Here is a 14307-nt window from a genome sequence, read left to right as displayed (position 1 = left end):
CAGGGGGAGTCGCCATGTTCAACGCACTCGAGGTCTTCACCACCGTGTTCGTCGGCCTGATGGTGGGGGTGGAGCTCGCCGTCGCCGTCGTCCTCAACCGGATCCTCGACGCACTCCCCGAGGACAGCGGCCAGCTCGGCCGCGCCCACGGGGGCCGGATGCTCGGCGCCGTCATGCCGGTCTGGTACATCACCTCGCTCGTCCTCAGCGCCGTCTGGGCCGTCGCCGGATGGCACCACCCCGGCGCCGGCCTCGTCGTCACCGCCGGCGCGCTGCTGATCGTCAGCGTGATCATGTCGGTCCTGCTGCTCGTCCCGATCAACAACCAGGGCAAGACGTGGACCCCCGAGAACCGGCCCGCCGACTGGAAGGAGCAGATGAACCGCTGGGACCGCTTCCACTACCTCCGCGTCGCCGTCATCGTCGCCGCCTTCACCCTGCTGGTCACCGCCCTCGTCTGAGCCGGCGGGCAAGGGCAGCTGGCCGGAGCGCGCTACGGTCGACGTCATGACCAGCAACAGGCAGCCTGGCCTGGACGAGATCGAGGAGCGCTTCGTCGCGCTCCTCGAGGCACGGACGAGCCGCGACGCCGTCGACCGCTGGGCGGCGCGATGGATCACCGACGACGATCTCGAATGGGACGACCTGTCCCGATGGGCGCTCGAACTCCTCCACGGCATCGACCTGCCGGCCGGCCCTGAGGGCGACTTCCTCCACGACGACGAGCAGGTACGCGACTGGCTCGACGAGTTCCAGAAGCGCCGAGCCGAACGCTCGACGCCTCGCCAGGCCCGGTGAGAGTTCCTGCCCCGATCCGAGCGCATGCGGAGACCGGCCCGGTGCCTGAACGGGTGGAGGCGGTCCCGTCGGATCGATGACGACGAGGGCGGGCACCCGCTACCCCGCCGGGCTGGCCCCGCGGTTCGCCCGGGTGGCGCGCGACCGGCCGGACAAGAGCGCCGCCGAAGCCGACGCGGTGGCCTCCGTACGGGAGTCGGTTACCGCCGAAGGCTTGTGAGGCCGTCCGCGCGGCCGGGTCCGCCGACCCGTCCGGCGAAGTACCGCGGGTTGAAACGCACTGCGCCGCAAGGGGGGTTCACACACGGGGGCCGAATCAGCCGTTCTCGATCCGGCCACCGTACCCCTCCGTGAACGGACCGGCGACGGCTAGGTTGACCGTGACAACGAGAGGCGGCCGCAGGGCAGTTGGCGCCGCCCTGGCGAAAGGTGCCCGACATGCAGGTGAGCGTCGACCGGGACCGTTGCTGCAGCTCCGGCATGTGCGTGACGAACGCCCCCGCGGTCTTCGACCAGGACGACCGGGACAGTCTCGTGAGGCTCCGTCAGACCGTCCTGCTGCCCGAGCAGTTCGACGACGTCAGGCTCGCCTCCGAGCTCTGCCCGGGCCGGGCGATCACCGTCACCGGGGACGAGCCCGCGCGGACCGGGGCCTGACGGCCCCCCGCCGCCGGCCCCGCAGGCCGCCGGGAACCTTCCCGGGCCCCGAACCCCACGAGAACACCCGCGACGTGAGGAGACCCCCGCCTTGACCACCACACCCACCACCCCCACCACCCCCGTCCTCCCGCTGCCGGCCCGGCACTCCGGCGGCTGCCCGTTCGGCCCGCCGCCCGCGTACTCCGAGGCCGCCGCCACCGGGCCGGTGACCAGGGCCGAGCTGCCCGACGGCGACCTCTGCTGGCTGGTCACCGGCTTCGCCGAGGTCCGCACCGTGCTGTCCGACCGCCGGTTCAGTGCCGACATACGCCACCCGGCCTTCCCGCTGCTGGTCGCCGGCGCTCGCGAGCTGATCACCGACAATCCGGACTTCCTGCGGCTCGACGACCCCGAGCACGCCCGCCAGCGCCGCATGCTCACCGGGGAATTCCTGGTCAAGCGGGTGGAGGAGCTGCGCCCGGAGATCCAGCGGATCGTGGACGAGGCACTGGACCGGATGACCGCGGGCCGGACCACGGCCGACCTGGTCACCGACTTCGCGCTGCCGGTGCCCTCGCTGGTGATCTGCCTGCTGCTCGGCGTGCCGTACGAGGACCACGACCGCTTCCAGAGCCTGAGCCGCACGATGCTCAACCGGGACAGCACCGTGGAGCAGCTCCGGGAGGCCCAGGAGGAGGTGCTGGACTACCTGCGCGGCCTGACGGCCCGCAAGCGCGGACAGCCGGAGGACGACGTCCTCAGCCGACTCGCGGCGCGGGACGACCTGACCCCGGACGACGCGGCCGCCATGGGCGTGCTGCTGCTGGTCGCCGGGCACGAGACGACCGCGAACATGATCGCGCTGTCGACCGCGCTGCTGCTGGAGCACCCCGAGCAGATCCCCGGCCTGGCCGACCCGGCCACCCTGCCGGGCGCGGTGGATGAGCTGTTGCGGCTGCTGACCATCGTGCACACCGGCCTGCCCCGGGTGGCGCTGGAGGACGTGGAGCTGGGCGGCGTCACCGTCCGGGCCGGGGAGGGCGTGATGGCGATGCTCTCCACCGCCAACCGGGACGAGGCGGTGTTCGGCGGCGCCGGCCATCGGGCGACGGACGAGCTGGACCTGTACCGGGACGCCCGGCGGCACCTGGCGTTCGGCTTCGGCGTGCACCAGTGCCTCGGCCAGCCGCTGGCCCGCGCCGAACTCCAGATCGCCCTGGAGACGCTGTTCCGCCGGCTGCCGGGGCTGCGGCTGGCCGGCGAGCGCGAGTTCCGTACCGAGTCGTTCATCTACGGGATGCGGTCACTGCCCGTGACCTGGTGAGCGGGGCCCAACGGGAGGACTCTCACTGGTGCTAGTCGGAGTTCTCCCAGACGAGGACCCCGGGACCGTCGGGCGTCAGCACCGGAACCCACGCCTCATCGACCTCGGACAGACGGGACTCGTCGAGCACCAGTGGCGTGGGGAGCGGGTCGTCGCGGTTCGCGGAACCGTGGACGTGGAAGCCGACCGCGGCCCGCAGCCGGTCGAGCAGGTCGGCCGGCCAGTCCAGGCGCCGTGATCCGTGCCCTTTCAGCTCTCCGACGAAGATCTCCTTCAGCTCGTCGTCCAGGTCCGGCCCGAGCAGGGGGATCAGGTAGCCCTCCTGCTGGTACTGGACGCAGCCGTACCCTCCGCCCTGGTTCTGGTAGATCACGCCGGTCGGCGCGGCCACGATGACGAACATCCAACCCTGACCCGACCCGCTGCTGTACGGGTCCAAGAAGATGTACCGCTTGTTGCGGTCTGCCTCACGCATGTTCAGGAGCGTCGCACGGAACGAGCGGGCGTGATCCCGGTGCGCGGGAAGTCGGCGGGGCCGACTTCCCGCGCGGGGTGGTGCGAGGCGGCTACGCCGGAAGGTCGTGGCCGATCGCCCGCAGGACGTCGGCGAGCCACACCAGGTGGTAGCCCAGCGTGCGGTCCGGGTCGGCGAGCACGTCCCTCAGGTGCTGCCAGGATTCCGAGAGTTGTCCGATCGTGAGCTCGTCCGGCTCCCGGGTGACGTCGTAGAGCGCGTTCGGGGGGATGGACCAGAAGTAGTCCTGATCCAGGAGGACGGCATCGCCCGCCGCAGAGGCTTCTACATGGCGGAGCAACACGTCGAACGATCTGCGCAGCTCGGCGAGGGACACGGACAAGGGCTCACCAGTCATGATCACCATCATGGGGGATCGGTCAGGGTGCGCAAGAAGTCGGTGGGGTCGACTTCTGGTGCTTGGTGGCTTGGGTGCGGCAGTGGGTGAGGGCGGTGAGGTGGGGGCTGTGCTTTCAGCCGGTGATGAGAGAGGCGGAGGGGGCGTGCGACCGGAGCGCGCACCATCACGCTACGCAGGCAGATGATTGCGTTCCGGTCTCCATGATCCGGGTGGTGGAGGTACGGTGATGGCCGAAATCGGGTACCACGCCCGTGCGGTACGTCTGGGGGTCTGGCATGGCACACCGGCGACTGAAGAGCGAAGTGACGGCCAGTTCGGCGCGGATCTTCGGCGAGGAGCTGCGGTTCTACCGGGAGATGGCCGGCTACACGCAGGAGCAGTTGGCGAAGCTGCTGCACTGCACCAGGCCGAACATCACAAGGTATGAGTCCGGCCAGAGGCGCATGCCGCCGGACATGGTCGTGAAGGCCGACGCGTTGCTCGACACGGGTGGGTCGCTGAAACGGCTCTGGGACCGCGTGGACTGGAGTGCCTCGATCGAGCACCCGGATTGGTTCCAGACTCATGCCGACGCGGAGGCCGAAGCGGTCGGGGCCCATGTCTACCAGACCGACTACATGCTCGGGCTGCTTCAGTGCAGGGAGTACGCGCGAGCGATGTTCGAGGCGGGCGGGACGGATGAGCGCCCTGAAGTGATCGAGGAGCGAGTCGCGGCGAGGCTCGCGAGGCAGGAGCGGTTTCTCGCCGAGGGCGGGCCGCAGTTGGTGGTCCTCCTGGACGAGAGCGCCATCCGATCGGTGGTCGGCGGGCCGAAGGTGATGGCGCGCCAGATGCAGCACCTGCTGGACATCGCCCGACGCGACAACATCGTCATTCAGGTGGTGCCGTTCACGGCCCGGGCGACGATCATCAACACGTCGATGGTCCTTCTGGAGATGCCGGACGGGCGGCACTCGGTGTACTCGGAGAGCCTTGACAGGGGTAGCTCCAGCGATGATCCGGCCGTCGTTTCCGGGCACCGGCGGCGCTATGATCGGCTGCGTGGCGATGCGCTCACGGCGAGCGAATCGCTCGCGCTGATCGCCGAGGCGCTGGAAGGGTTCAGAGATGATGCGGAACGAGCTCGACGCGGCCGGCTGGCGCAAGAGCAGCTACAGCGGAACGAACGGCGGCAACTGCGTCGAGGTGGCCCCCGGGTTCCCCGGCCTCGTCCCCGTGCGTGACTCGAAGGACCCCCTCGGCCCGGCGCTCGTTTTCCCGGCCGCCGCGTGGGAAGCCTTTGTTGCGGCCGTCCGTGAGGGCGACTTCCCGGCGTAGACGTCCCCAAGGAGCTGGCAGTGGTGATCTGGCGCAAGAGCAGCTACAGCGGCGACAACGCGGGCGAGTGCGTCGAGGTGGCCCCCGGATTCCCCGGCGTCGTCCCCGTGCGTGACTCGAAGGATCCTCACGGGCCGGCGCTGGTCTTCCCGGTGGCTGCCTGGGGCTCCTTCATCGCCGCGATCCAGGAGGGCGAGTTCCCTGCATGATGTCGGCCTGGCGCAAGAGCAGCTTCAGCGGCCCGGATGGCGGCGACTGCGTCGAGGTGGCCCCTGGATTCCTCCCCGGCGTCGTCCCCGTGCGTGACTCGAAGGACCCGCAGGGCCCGGCGCTCGTTTTCCCGGCCGCTGCTTGGGAAGCCTTCGTTGCGGCCGTTCAGGGCGGCGAGTTCCCGGGCCAGGGCTGAGCGTAAGCGAAGACCGTGAGCCCGGCCGTTCCTACGGGTGCGGTCGGGGCTCAGGCGCCCAGGTGGGTCAGCAGTGTGGCGCCCGACAGGTGCGGGAGTTCGGCGGGCATGAGCTTTCCGGGCCTCCACCGCCTCCCTGTTCCGCACGTGGGCGTGGATCGTGTGCGCGAGTGCGGTGACGATCTCGTGGTGACCGCCCCTTACGAGTGGTGCTTGCTTGAATGCCGCGTCTACGGGCCACGGACCTGGCAGGGTGCCGACAGCACCGCGGCGATCGCCCGCGCGATTGCCGACCTTCTGGAGAGGGGCCCTGACTCGTGAGCGCATCGGCTCAGCTGCGCGCCGCCCTCGTGGACGGCCTTACGGGCGACGACGCAGTGGACGACCCGGCGTGGCGGGACGCCGCGCTGGCGGTGCCGCGGGAGTTGTTCGTCGGGTCGTTCTTCGTTCCTGTCCCGGGCAGTAGCCCGACCGAATACCGGCCGGTGTACCGGACCGACTCCGGGTGGCTGGAGCAGGTCTACACGAACGAGACGCTGATCACCCAACTCGACGGTCACATCCGCCCCGAGGACGTGACCGGGGGCACCGTGACCGGGACGCCGTCGTCGTCCTCCACCCTGCCGTCGCTGGTGCTGGGCATGTGGCAGCAGCTCGGCGTCGAGGCCGGGCACCGGGTGCTGGAGATCGGCACGGGTACCGGCTACTCGACCGCCCTCGGGGCCCACCGGCTCGGGGACGCCAACCTGACCAGCATCGAGTACGACCCGCTGGTGGCCGGGCGTGCCGCGGCCGCGATCGGGGCGGCCGGGTTCGCGCCCCGGCTGATCGTCGGCGACGGGCTGCTCGGCGACCCCGACGGGGACGCGTACGACCGGTTGATCGCCACCTGCGCCGTCCGGCACCTGCCGCCCGGCTGGCTGCACCAGGTGAAGCCGGGCGGCGTCATCCTGGCTACCCTCTCCGGATGGGGATTCGGCTTCGGACTGGTGCGCCTGGTCGTCACGGCTCCCGGCGAGGGGAGGGGCCGTTTCATGCCCGGCTACACCAGTTTCATGATCGCTCGCCCGCACGACCGACCGCCGCGCCAGAGCCTCTCCCTGCTCCCGGGGGACGAACGCCCGTCCCGGATCGACCCCGAGGTCATCAGCACCTGGACCGGCAGTTGGGTCGCCCAGCTGGCGGCGCCCTCGGCCGAACGGATGGGGGCCGGCGGGCATCAGATCCTCTGGGACGTGGCCACCGGGTCGCAGGCCCGGACCATGCCCGTCCCCGGCGGAGGGTGGACCGTGCTGCAGCGCGGCCCGCTCCGGCTCTGGGATCAGGTGGAGGCTGCCGTCGAAGCCTGGCAGCGGGCCGGTGCGCCGCACCAGGAGGGCTTCGGCCTCACCGTCTCGCCGACCGGGCAGCGGGTCTGGCTCGGAAGCGAGGACGGACCGGGCTGGAACCTGCCGATCTGACCCTCCGGCACGCGATGGCAGCGGCTCAGGCGCGCAGGTGGGTGAGGAGGGTGTCGCCCGACGGATAGGGGCGTTCGGCGGGGAGGAGCTGCCGCGCAGCGTCCAGCTCTCCGTTCCGCACATGGGTGTGGATCGTGTGGGCGAGTGCGGTGACGTCGGAGATCGCGACGATCCACTCGTCCGCGTAGCGGGCGGTGGCCTCGCCGGCGAGGCCGAGTTGCAGCGACCGGTGGGGGAGCGGTTGCAGGTGCAGGTTGCGTTCCGGGTCCCACTGCACGCGGGCCGGGGAGCGCTTCAACTCGCGCTTCCAGGTGGCCTGGTCGGGGTGCAGTCCGTGTGCGTAGTGGGACAGGCAGCTGTTCCGCAGGGCCCATTCGAAGCCCTCGCGGGTGATCTCTACGGCGAGGACGGTCTCCTGGCCCTCCTTCGTTCCCCATCCGCAGCGGTACATCATCCAGAGGAACGACGGCTTGATCCACGTCATCCGCTCCCGCTTCCACGCCGCCGGGAAGCGGCCGTCCCGTGCGGCGGGCAGGCCGATCTCCGGGGCGTAGGCCTGGTAGACGGTCACCGTGGTGTCGGTGTGGAGGGCGCGGATCTCGAACTTGGGTTCTGGCACGCTGACCAGGGTCGATCTTCGGCGTGCGTCGCGCCAGCGAATTTCTCGGGGCCGGCCACCCGGACGCGCCGCAGGGCGGCAGCACCGGCCGAACCGGTGCTGCCGCCCTGCGTCCTTTCCGCGTCCTGTCCGATCAGTCGAGCGGCGGTGTCAGCTCCACCTCGTAGCGGTAGAGCCGGCCGTTCACCCAGCAGGCCAGGTCGGCGCCGGCGGTGTGCCGGGCGAGTTCGGCGAGCAGGCGCTCGGTGAACCCGCCCAGCTGCCGGGCGTCGACCGGGGCGGCGCCGGAGCGCGCCCCGGCGGCGAAGGGGAGTTCCTCCGCCCGGGACGACACGGTGGAGGTGACCGAGTCGCCCGCGTCCTGCGACGGGACGACGTGCCGGCCGGGCTCGTCCTCGGTGAAGACGAGTCCGGTGCCCGAAGCGGCGCGGTTGGCCGCCTCGACCAGGGAGAAGCCCGGCTCCGCAGGCGGAGCCTCGCTGCCCAGCCGCAGGTCGACCACGCCCTCCGACAGCTCCGGAAGGATCCGGTAGCTGTAGGCGTCATCGACCTCGAACGCCGACTCCGCCTCCGGCCATACGGCGTGCAGCCGCGCGACGAGCGACCGGCAGAACGCCCGCAGGGAGCCGATGCTGTCGTCGGTGTCCTCGGTCGTCCAGTAGATGGAGACGTGGAGGAAGCAGTCGTAGTCACGCTCCCCACCACCGGACGGCCCACCGTCCGATGACCCGTCGGGCGCCGGCCCGGAGAGGTCTCCGGGCTCGGTGCTCAGCCGGAGCCGGAACTTCGACCCGTCCGCGCCCACGACGTGGTGCCACGGATCCGTGAGTGGATCGGTGGCCGGCGTGAGGACGTCGGAGATCTCCCGGGCGGTGAGAGCGGGGCCGGACGGTCGTCTCACCAGGATGGCGGCATCGGTGGACACGGCCTCAGCACCCGTGGCCCTTGCACTTGTAGTCGCCGCCGATCGTGCCGCTGATGCTCCAGCCGGTCGGGTCGCCGGCCGCCCAGATGTGGTACTCCTGGAAGTCCGAACTGCGCTTCGACAGGTACTCGTTCAGGCTTGCCATGGCCGTCTTGGCGGAGTAGTCGTCCGGCATGCGGATGTACGTTCGCACCGCGCCCTTCCCGTTGGACTTCCTCATGTTGTCGTGGACCGCGGTCGGCCCGTTCTTGGTCTCCTTGAACTCGGACGGCACGCCGTCGACCCAGGCGTCGAAGCCCTTGCCGGACTTTCCGCCGTCGTCCAGCGTCGCCTTGACGTGGGAGCCGCCCTGGGCCAGCTGGAAGGCTATCGCGTACTCGCTGTTGCTGAGCGACCAGGTGGTGAGGTTGCTCCCCTTCTTGGTCAGCGTCTTGAACCTCTTCTCGTCGAAGGGGGTCTCGGACTCGTCGATCCGGCCGGCGATGTCCTCGACGTACCACTTCTCCTGGAGGTCCTGCGCCAGGTTGGCGAAGGCGCAGCCGTCGCGGGCCGAGCGGTGGCAGTACTTCTTGTTGATCTCGCGGATCTTCTCCAGGTACTCGCCGATGATCGGGTTGTCCGGCTGCATCAGCCAGGCCACCCGGGCCTCGTGCCACTTCTTGCGGTTCTCCGCGGAGCCCGCGGTGGTCTTGGCCGGGGACGGCGAGTCGTCGCCGCCACGGGTGCTGGGGGCCTCGTCGTCGTCACCGTCGTCGGTGCAGTGGGTGACGCACTGGTCGCCCATGGTCGGCTCGTGGAAGACGCCGTTCATGCCGACCCAGCCGTGCAGCGCCATGTCGCTGCCGGAGCAGTCGTCGGCGCACATCTTGCGGCCGTCGGGGTCGCTGGTGCTGGTCGGGTTGCCGCCGGAGTAGGCGTACCCGTTCAGCTCCTTGGGGCTGGTCGGGTCGAACACCGGGTCGATGCTGAGGAACCGGCCGAGTGAGGCGTCGTAGTCGCGCGCCCCGAGGTGGACCAGGCCGGTGGGCTCGGTGATGCCGCCCAGGAAGCCGTGGCTGCCCGACCAGGTGGCCGGCGCCGCGCCGCGCTGCTCGCCGTACGGCGTGGTCCGCTTCTGGGCGACGGTGCCGGTGGCCGCGTCGACGTTCAGCTCGGCGGTGGAGTGGTGGTCGGCGACCTGGAAGGCGACCTTGTTGTCGTCCGTCCGCACCGCCGAGGCCTGGCCCAGCGAGTAGTACCGGGTGGCGGCGGGCTTGGCCGCGCCCTTGGTCAGGGTCAGCTCGGTGGTGCCGAGGTAGAGCGTCCAGCTCTCGGCGCTCGGGTTGGCGCTGTCCAGGACGTGCGCGGTGAGCCGGCTGCCACTGGGGTCGTAGAGGTAGTCCGTCGTCCGGGTGCTGGTGACGGGCCCGTTCTTGACGGTGTCGACGACCTTGCCGAGCTTGCCCTCGGCGTCCCAGGTCAGCGCCTGGTCACTGGTGGCGCCCGCGGCGAGGTCCCGGTGGCGGGCGATGGTGTTGCCCGCCGGGTCGTAGCCGGCGGTCTCGGCGAGGACGCCGGTGCCGCTGGTGCTCTTCAGCGTGTGCGGCTGGGCGGCCGTCGGGCCGGGGTAGTTGTACTTGGTGGTGACGTCCTTGGTGGCGTCTCCGGTGATGTCGTGCCGGGTCTGGGTGTCCCGGGTGCTGTCGGGATTGAACTGCCAGCTGGTCCAGTACGGGGCCGGGCCGCCGAGCGCCTTGGCGTCGGGCGTGGCCGGGCAGCTGGTGCCGCTCGGGGTGAACGCCTCGGTGAGCCGGGCCAGGTAGTCGTACCGGAAGCACTGCCGGTCGGTGCCGGAGCGCGAGGTGTCGGTGATCGACGTGACGTTGCCGACCTGGTCGTAGGTGTAGGCGGCCGCGCGCAGCGGGTTCGCCTGGCCGTACTGGTCGGTGCGGCTGGAGGCCAGCCGCTGGGTGCCCCACTCGTAGGCGTTGGTGATGTAGAGCTGCTTGTTCGCCGTCCCGTCGGACAGCGTGCTCTGCAGCGGCTTGCTGGTCAGGCTGTACGTCTGGTTGGTGAGGTAGCTGCTCAGGCCCTGGGCCGTGGTCATCCGGGTGAGGGCGTCGTAGCCGAACGCCACCGACTCGGCGGCGAGGTTGCCGGCCGCCGGGTAGCTGATGCTCTGCTGCTTGCCGTCGAGCCGGTAGATGGTGCCGCTGACGTAGCTCCCGGCGAGGGCCTCCTGGCCGGGGACGGACGGCACGCTGAGCGTGCTGCGGGTCGGGCGGCCCAGTGCGTCGTACAGCGACCAGGTCGTGGTGTACGGGTAGGTGGTGCCGCCGACGGTCGCGTACCGCGTCGCCGAGGAGATCAGGCCCTTGTTGCCGGACGGGTCCCAGGTCTGCGAGGTGAGCAGCGGGCCCGACACGGTGCCGGAGTGCAGCTCGGTCTGCCGGTCGAGGTTGTCGTAGACGTACGCCAGGGTCTGGTTGTTGCCGTCCCGGCTGCTGGCCAGCCGGCCGCGGTCGTCGTAGGTCTTGACGGAGGTGCCGGAGTCGGGGTCGACGGTCTTGACCTGGCGGCCCTGCTGGTCGTACGCCCAGCTCCACTGCGTCCCGTACTGGTCCGTCAGCTGGGTGGTGTGCCCGGCCGGGTCGTAGCCGTAGCGGATGCTGTCGTACGCGCCGGTGGGGGAGCCCCCGCGGTACTGCCGGATCTCGGTGGTCCGGCCGCGGGCGTCGGTGACGGTCGTCGCGGGCGTGCCGCCGGTGGGCGGGGTGACGGTGACCCGGTCGCCGCCGTACTCGGTGAGGGTGGTGGCGATCGGGGTCCCGACGCCGTTGCCGGCCAGGGTGGTGGACTTGACGACGCGGCCGAGGCCGTCGAAGGTGCTGGCGGTCTGGGTCTCGACACCGGTGGTGTCGTCGACCTTGAACAGGGTGCCGGAGGCCGCGCCGGTGGCGTAGTAGCCGGCGTAGGCGAGCGCCGCCTGGCCCTGCTCGTCGTAGAAGGTGTCGGTCAGGACCCGGCCGCCGTTGTCGCCGGGGGACTGGGTCTGCCGGGCCCGGCCGAAGCCGTCGTACAGGGTGTACGCGGTGGCCTGGGAGCCGTCGGCGTTGAGCGCCTTCGTCGAGACGACGCGGATCTGGCCGTCGTTGTCGGTGTAGCCGAACTCGTGGTTCGGGGTCTGGCCGGTCGCCTTGGAGCGGTTCGGCAACCAGACCTTGAGCGTTCGGCCGAGCGCGTCGTACAGGCTGTCGGTGCGGCGGTTGTTGGCGTCGACGGTGTCGACGGTCTGACCGCGCAGCAGGTCGAGGTCGGTGACGGTGACCATGGCGGTGGCGGGGTTGCCCGCGACCACCGGCGGTCCGGTCGAGGTGACCTTGGTCGGCCGGCCGTTCGCCGGGGAGTAGCCGGTGGTGGTGGTCTGCGCCAGCGTGCTGGCGGTGGTCACGGGTGCCGTGGCACCCGTGGTGTCGAACACCGTGGTGGACGCCAGCTTGGTGGTGCTGTCGGCACGGCCGTAGGCGTCGTAGTGGGTCGTCCCGTCCAGGTAGGTGGCCCGGTTGCCGGAGCGGGACTTCAGGGTGTGCACGGTGGTGGCGTCGCCCTTGACGGGGGCGGCGCCGTAGGCCTGGCCGTCGTAGCGGGTGCGGATGTCCGACAGGACCGCGGAGGTCCCGTCCGCCTGGGTGTCGCGGTTCACGGCCGCCGAGCAGTTGGCGGCGACCATCTCGATCTGGATGGTGCCGGTCAGGATCCAGGCCGCGGTGTTGTCGGCGTACGTCGTGCGGGTGCAGGTGTCATCGGTGCCCACCGCGGCGTCGGCGAGGTCCTCGCTCTGGGTCGTACGGCCGTAGTCGTCGAACGTGGTCGAGGTGCGGGTCTCGCGCCAGGCGGCGCCCGCGCCCTTGTCGAGGGAGGTGAAGGACCGGCTCGCCTGGGTGCCGGTGAGGTTGGCGGTGGTGGTGCCCCAGTCGTTGGAGCGCTTGGCGGTCTCCTTCTTCCACGGGGTGCTGACGGTCTTGGAGAGGATCACGCCGCCGGGCTTGTCGTACTGCTCGCTGCGGTACTCGAAGCCGGCCCAGGCCTGGTCGTCGGTCAGGACGGTGCCCTGGCCGTCGTCGACGGTGACGGCGCGCTTGCCGTTCTTGTCGGCCGGGTTGTTGCGGTCCTGGTCCATGCCGCGCAGGAAGTAGTGGTCGGCCTGCGTCGTCATGCCGGTGACGCCGCCGGTCTCCATCCGGGCGTGGGCGTAGCCGCGCCACTGGGACCAGGTCTTGAGCTTGGCCGGGGTGAGGCCGTCCTCGTCGTCGAAGTGCCAGGCGGCGTCGCCGAGGTAGGTGTAGTGGGTGACCATGTCGGGTGCGCCGCCGGTGCGGTCGGTGGCGATGACCGCGTCGACGACGTACTTGTTGAACCACTCGGTGGTCACCGGCACGTCGTTGGACGGCTGGTACATCTGCGGGAAGCAGCGGGTGGTGTTGGTCTGCGGGGTGGGCAGGTTGTTCCAGTCGCAGGCCGCGGCCGAGTAGTTGACGTCGATCTGGCCGCCGAGCTCGTCGGTGACGGTGCCGAGGCGCTGCTTGATGAACGGCATGCGGCCGTCGCCGACCTTGTCGAGCCGGTTCGCCAGCTGCTTGTAGGCGAAGCCGGTCTTGGGCAGGGCGATCGACGGGGCGGCGGAGGAGCCGGTGTGCTGGATGGAGTCCAGCAGCAGCTGGTAGTCGAAGTCGGCGGTGCCCCACTTGTGGTTCAGGGTCCACGTGTCGACGGTGGCGTAACTACCGTCGGCCTGGAGCGTCTTGGCGGTGACGGAGGTCAGGCGGGTCCGCGTGAAGTAGGTCGGCGAGCTCTGCCCGGTGCAGTCGGTGCCGTCCTTGCAGTTCTGGTCCCACGGGGTGTCGTACCAGTACTGCCGGTTGGTGTCGATCTTCGCGGGGTCGCAGAGCGCGGTGTTGGTCTCCAGGCAGCGCTCGGCGGTGCCGAAGTCGACCCGGCCCATCGGCTTGACGGTGGCCGAGTAGAGGTCGCCCTGCTGCTGGCCGTACTCGATGTGCTCCAGGCGCCCGCCGCGGATGTACGACGTGCGGTCGGTGGCCTTGAGGTTGCGGCCGTAGTTGTTGGTCTCGGGGGTGTACCAGTAGGTGATGTCGTTGCCGTGGGCGTCGACCACCAGGTCCAGGTTCCACCGCCAGCCCTGCTGGCACCACGAGGACGCGAAGTCGGCGCCGTTGCACGGCTCGCCCGCGTTGTTGCCGTAGACCGGCACGGTGTACACGGACTTGGTCTCCGGCTTGCCCGCCGACCAGTTCGGCAGGCGGTTGTAGCCGAAGTAGTAGCTGGTGCCGTCGGCGGTGGTGGCGCGGAAGTACTCGCCGTCGTTGTCGCCGTTGCCCCGGCCGGTGTCGCGCAGGCGGGTGACCTTGGTGTTGTCGTCGCCCTTGATGCGCCACTCGTCACCGGAGACCGGGATCAGCTCGCCGGAGTGGCCGCCGAAGCTGATGGTGCCGTTGTCCGTCCCCCAGCACAGGTCGCCGGGGCTGTTGGTGCCGGTCTTGGGGGCGCCGTCGTCCGCGCAGGCCTTGTAGCTGCGCTCGACGAAGCCGGGGGAGAGCTCGAAGCCGTCGCCGGCCCAGGAGGCCTGGTTGTTGCTGTTCGCGGTCCGGCCGTCGATGCTGCCGGAGTTGTACGACAGACCGATCTTCGGCGTGAGGTTGCCGGGCATGGCCGTGAGCGGCATGTCGTACGACCAGGTGAACGACCCGCTGTTCAGGGACGTCGACCAGGAGGACGCCGGGGTGAGCGGCGTCGCCTTGTAGTCGCCGCTCGGGCCGGCGCTGCCGGTCGTGGCCGCCAGCACCATCGCGCCGGGCGCGGACGCCAGGCGCATCGACCCGGCCGGGGCCGTGGTCAGCGCGTCCGCGGCGACGGTCTGCTTCGCGACGTCGTTGCCGCCCGGCAGCGG

Annotated in this window: 15 protein-coding genes; 10 read left to right on the top strand and 5 right to left on the bottom strand. The window is 70.6% G+C overall.

Annotated elements, in window-relative coordinates:
- Window positions 1-14: 14 nt before the first annotated feature.
- The 5 genes from ACFWP2_RS16135 (at window position 15) to ACFWP2_RS16115 (ending at window position 2761) form a co-directional block, all read left to right on the top strand.
- On the top strand, window positions 15-461 hold the full coding sequence (locus ACFWP2_RS16135; protein ID WP_380451483.1) for an anthrone oxygenase family protein: 447 nt from the start codon (window positions 15-17) through the stop codon (window positions 459-461).
- A 46-nt stretch (window positions 462-507) separates the two neighbouring features.
- Entirely contained in the window at window positions 508-798 is a 291-nt protein-coding gene (locus ACFWP2_RS16130; RefSeq protein WP_380451481.1) for a hypothetical protein, read from the top strand.
- Window positions 799-874: 76 nt separating this feature from the next.
- Window positions 875-1018 carry a hypothetical protein gene (locus tag ACFWP2_RS16125; RefSeq protein ID WP_380451479.1) on the top strand — a complete coding sequence of 48 codons (144 nt, stop codon included), beginning with the start codon at window positions 875-877 and terminating at the stop codon, window positions 1016-1018.
- Window positions 1019-1236: 218 nt separating this feature from the next.
- Complete coding sequence (locus tag ACFWP2_RS16120; RefSeq protein ID WP_380451477.1) at window positions 1237-1455, top strand: ferredoxin; 219 nt, start codon at window positions 1237-1239, stop codon at window positions 1453-1455.
- A gap of 91 nt (window positions 1456-1546) precedes the next feature.
- On the top strand, window positions 1547-2761 hold the full coding sequence (locus tag ACFWP2_RS16115) for a cytochrome P450 (RefSeq protein ID WP_380451475.1): 1215 nt from the start codon (window positions 1547-1549) through the stop codon (window positions 2759-2761).
- Window positions 2762-2792: 31 nt separating this feature from the next.
- On the opposite strand, the gene ACFWP2_RS16110 is transcribed toward ACFWP2_RS16115, so the two are convergent.
- The gene (locus ACFWP2_RS16110) at window positions 2793-3236 is read right to left on the bottom strand and encodes a DUF6210 family protein (protein ID WP_380451473.1); all 444 of its coding nucleotides are present in this window, start codon (window positions 3234-3236) and stop codon (window positions 2793-2795) included.
- Between the two features lie 91 nt (window positions 3237-3327).
- Window positions 3328-3633, bottom strand: coding sequence for a hypothetical protein (locus ACFWP2_RS16105; RefSeq protein WP_380451471.1), 306 nt, complete (start codon window positions 3631-3633; stop codon window positions 3328-3330).
- Window positions 3634-3911: 278 nt separating this feature from the next.
- Here ACFWP2_RS16105 and ACFWP2_RS16100 point away from each other — a divergent pair, with 278 nt between their 5' ends.
- The 5 genes from ACFWP2_RS16100 to tgmC all read left to right on the top strand — a co-directional run bounded on the left by ACFWP2_RS16100 (window position 3912) and on the right by tgmC (window position 6819).
- Entirely contained in the window at window positions 3912-4859 is a 948-nt protein-coding gene (locus ACFWP2_RS16100; protein ID WP_380451469.1) for a helix-turn-helix domain-containing protein, read from the top strand.
- Window positions 4822-4953 (top strand): DUF397 domain-containing protein, encoded by a 132-nt coding sequence (locus tag ACFWP2_RS16095; protein WP_380451467.1) that lies wholly within the window; start codon window positions 4822-4824, stop codon window positions 4951-4953. Before ACFWP2_RS16100 ends, ACFWP2_RS16095 begins: the two co-directional genes overlap by 38 nt.
- 20 nt (window positions 4954-4973) lie before the next feature.
- Entirely contained in the window at window positions 4974-5162 is a 189-nt protein-coding gene (locus ACFWP2_RS16090; protein ID WP_380451465.1) for a DUF397 domain-containing protein, read from the top strand.
- A complete protein-coding gene (locus ACFWP2_RS16085; RefSeq protein WP_380451463.1) occupies window positions 5159-5359 on the top strand; it encodes a DUF397 domain-containing protein in 201 nt (66 codons plus the stop codon). The genes ACFWP2_RS16090 and ACFWP2_RS16085 overlap by 4 nt, the downstream gene beginning before the upstream one ends.
- A gap of 317 nt (window positions 5360-5676) precedes the next feature.
- Window positions 5677-6819: an ATP-grasp peptide maturase system methyltransferase gene (tgmC, locus tag ACFWP2_RS16080; RefSeq protein WP_380451460.1), complete on the top strand. Its 1143-nt coding sequence runs from the start codon at window positions 5677-5679 to the stop codon at window positions 6817-6819.
- Window positions 6820-6844: 25 nt separating this feature from the next.
- On the opposite strand, the gene ACFWP2_RS16075 is transcribed toward tgmC, so the two are convergent.
- The 3 genes from ACFWP2_RS16075 to ACFWP2_RS16065 form a co-directional block, all read right to left on the bottom strand.
- A complete protein-coding gene (locus ACFWP2_RS16075) occupies window positions 6845-7438 on the bottom strand; it encodes a DUF4291 domain-containing protein (RefSeq protein WP_380451458.1) in 594 nt (197 codons plus the stop codon).
- A 133-nt stretch (window positions 7439-7571) separates the two neighbouring features.
- Window positions 7572-8363, bottom strand: coding sequence for a hypothetical protein (locus ACFWP2_RS16070; RefSeq protein WP_380451456.1), 792 nt, complete (start codon window positions 8361-8363; stop codon window positions 7572-7574).
- A 4-nt stretch (window positions 8364-8367) separates the two neighbouring features.
- On the bottom strand, window positions 8368-14307 hold a 5940-nt coding region (locus ACFWP2_RS16065), incomplete at its 5' end, for an RHS repeat domain-containing protein (RefSeq protein WP_380451454.1).

Origin of the sequence: Kitasatospora sp. NPDC058444, assembly GCF_042721415.1 — a bacterium.
Taxonomy (GTDB): domain Bacteria; phylum Actinomycetota; class Actinomycetes; order Streptomycetales; family Streptomycetaceae; genus Kitasatospora.
Note: the sequence above shows the minus strand (reverse complement) of the source record. Positions and strands in the feature narration are given on the sequence as shown.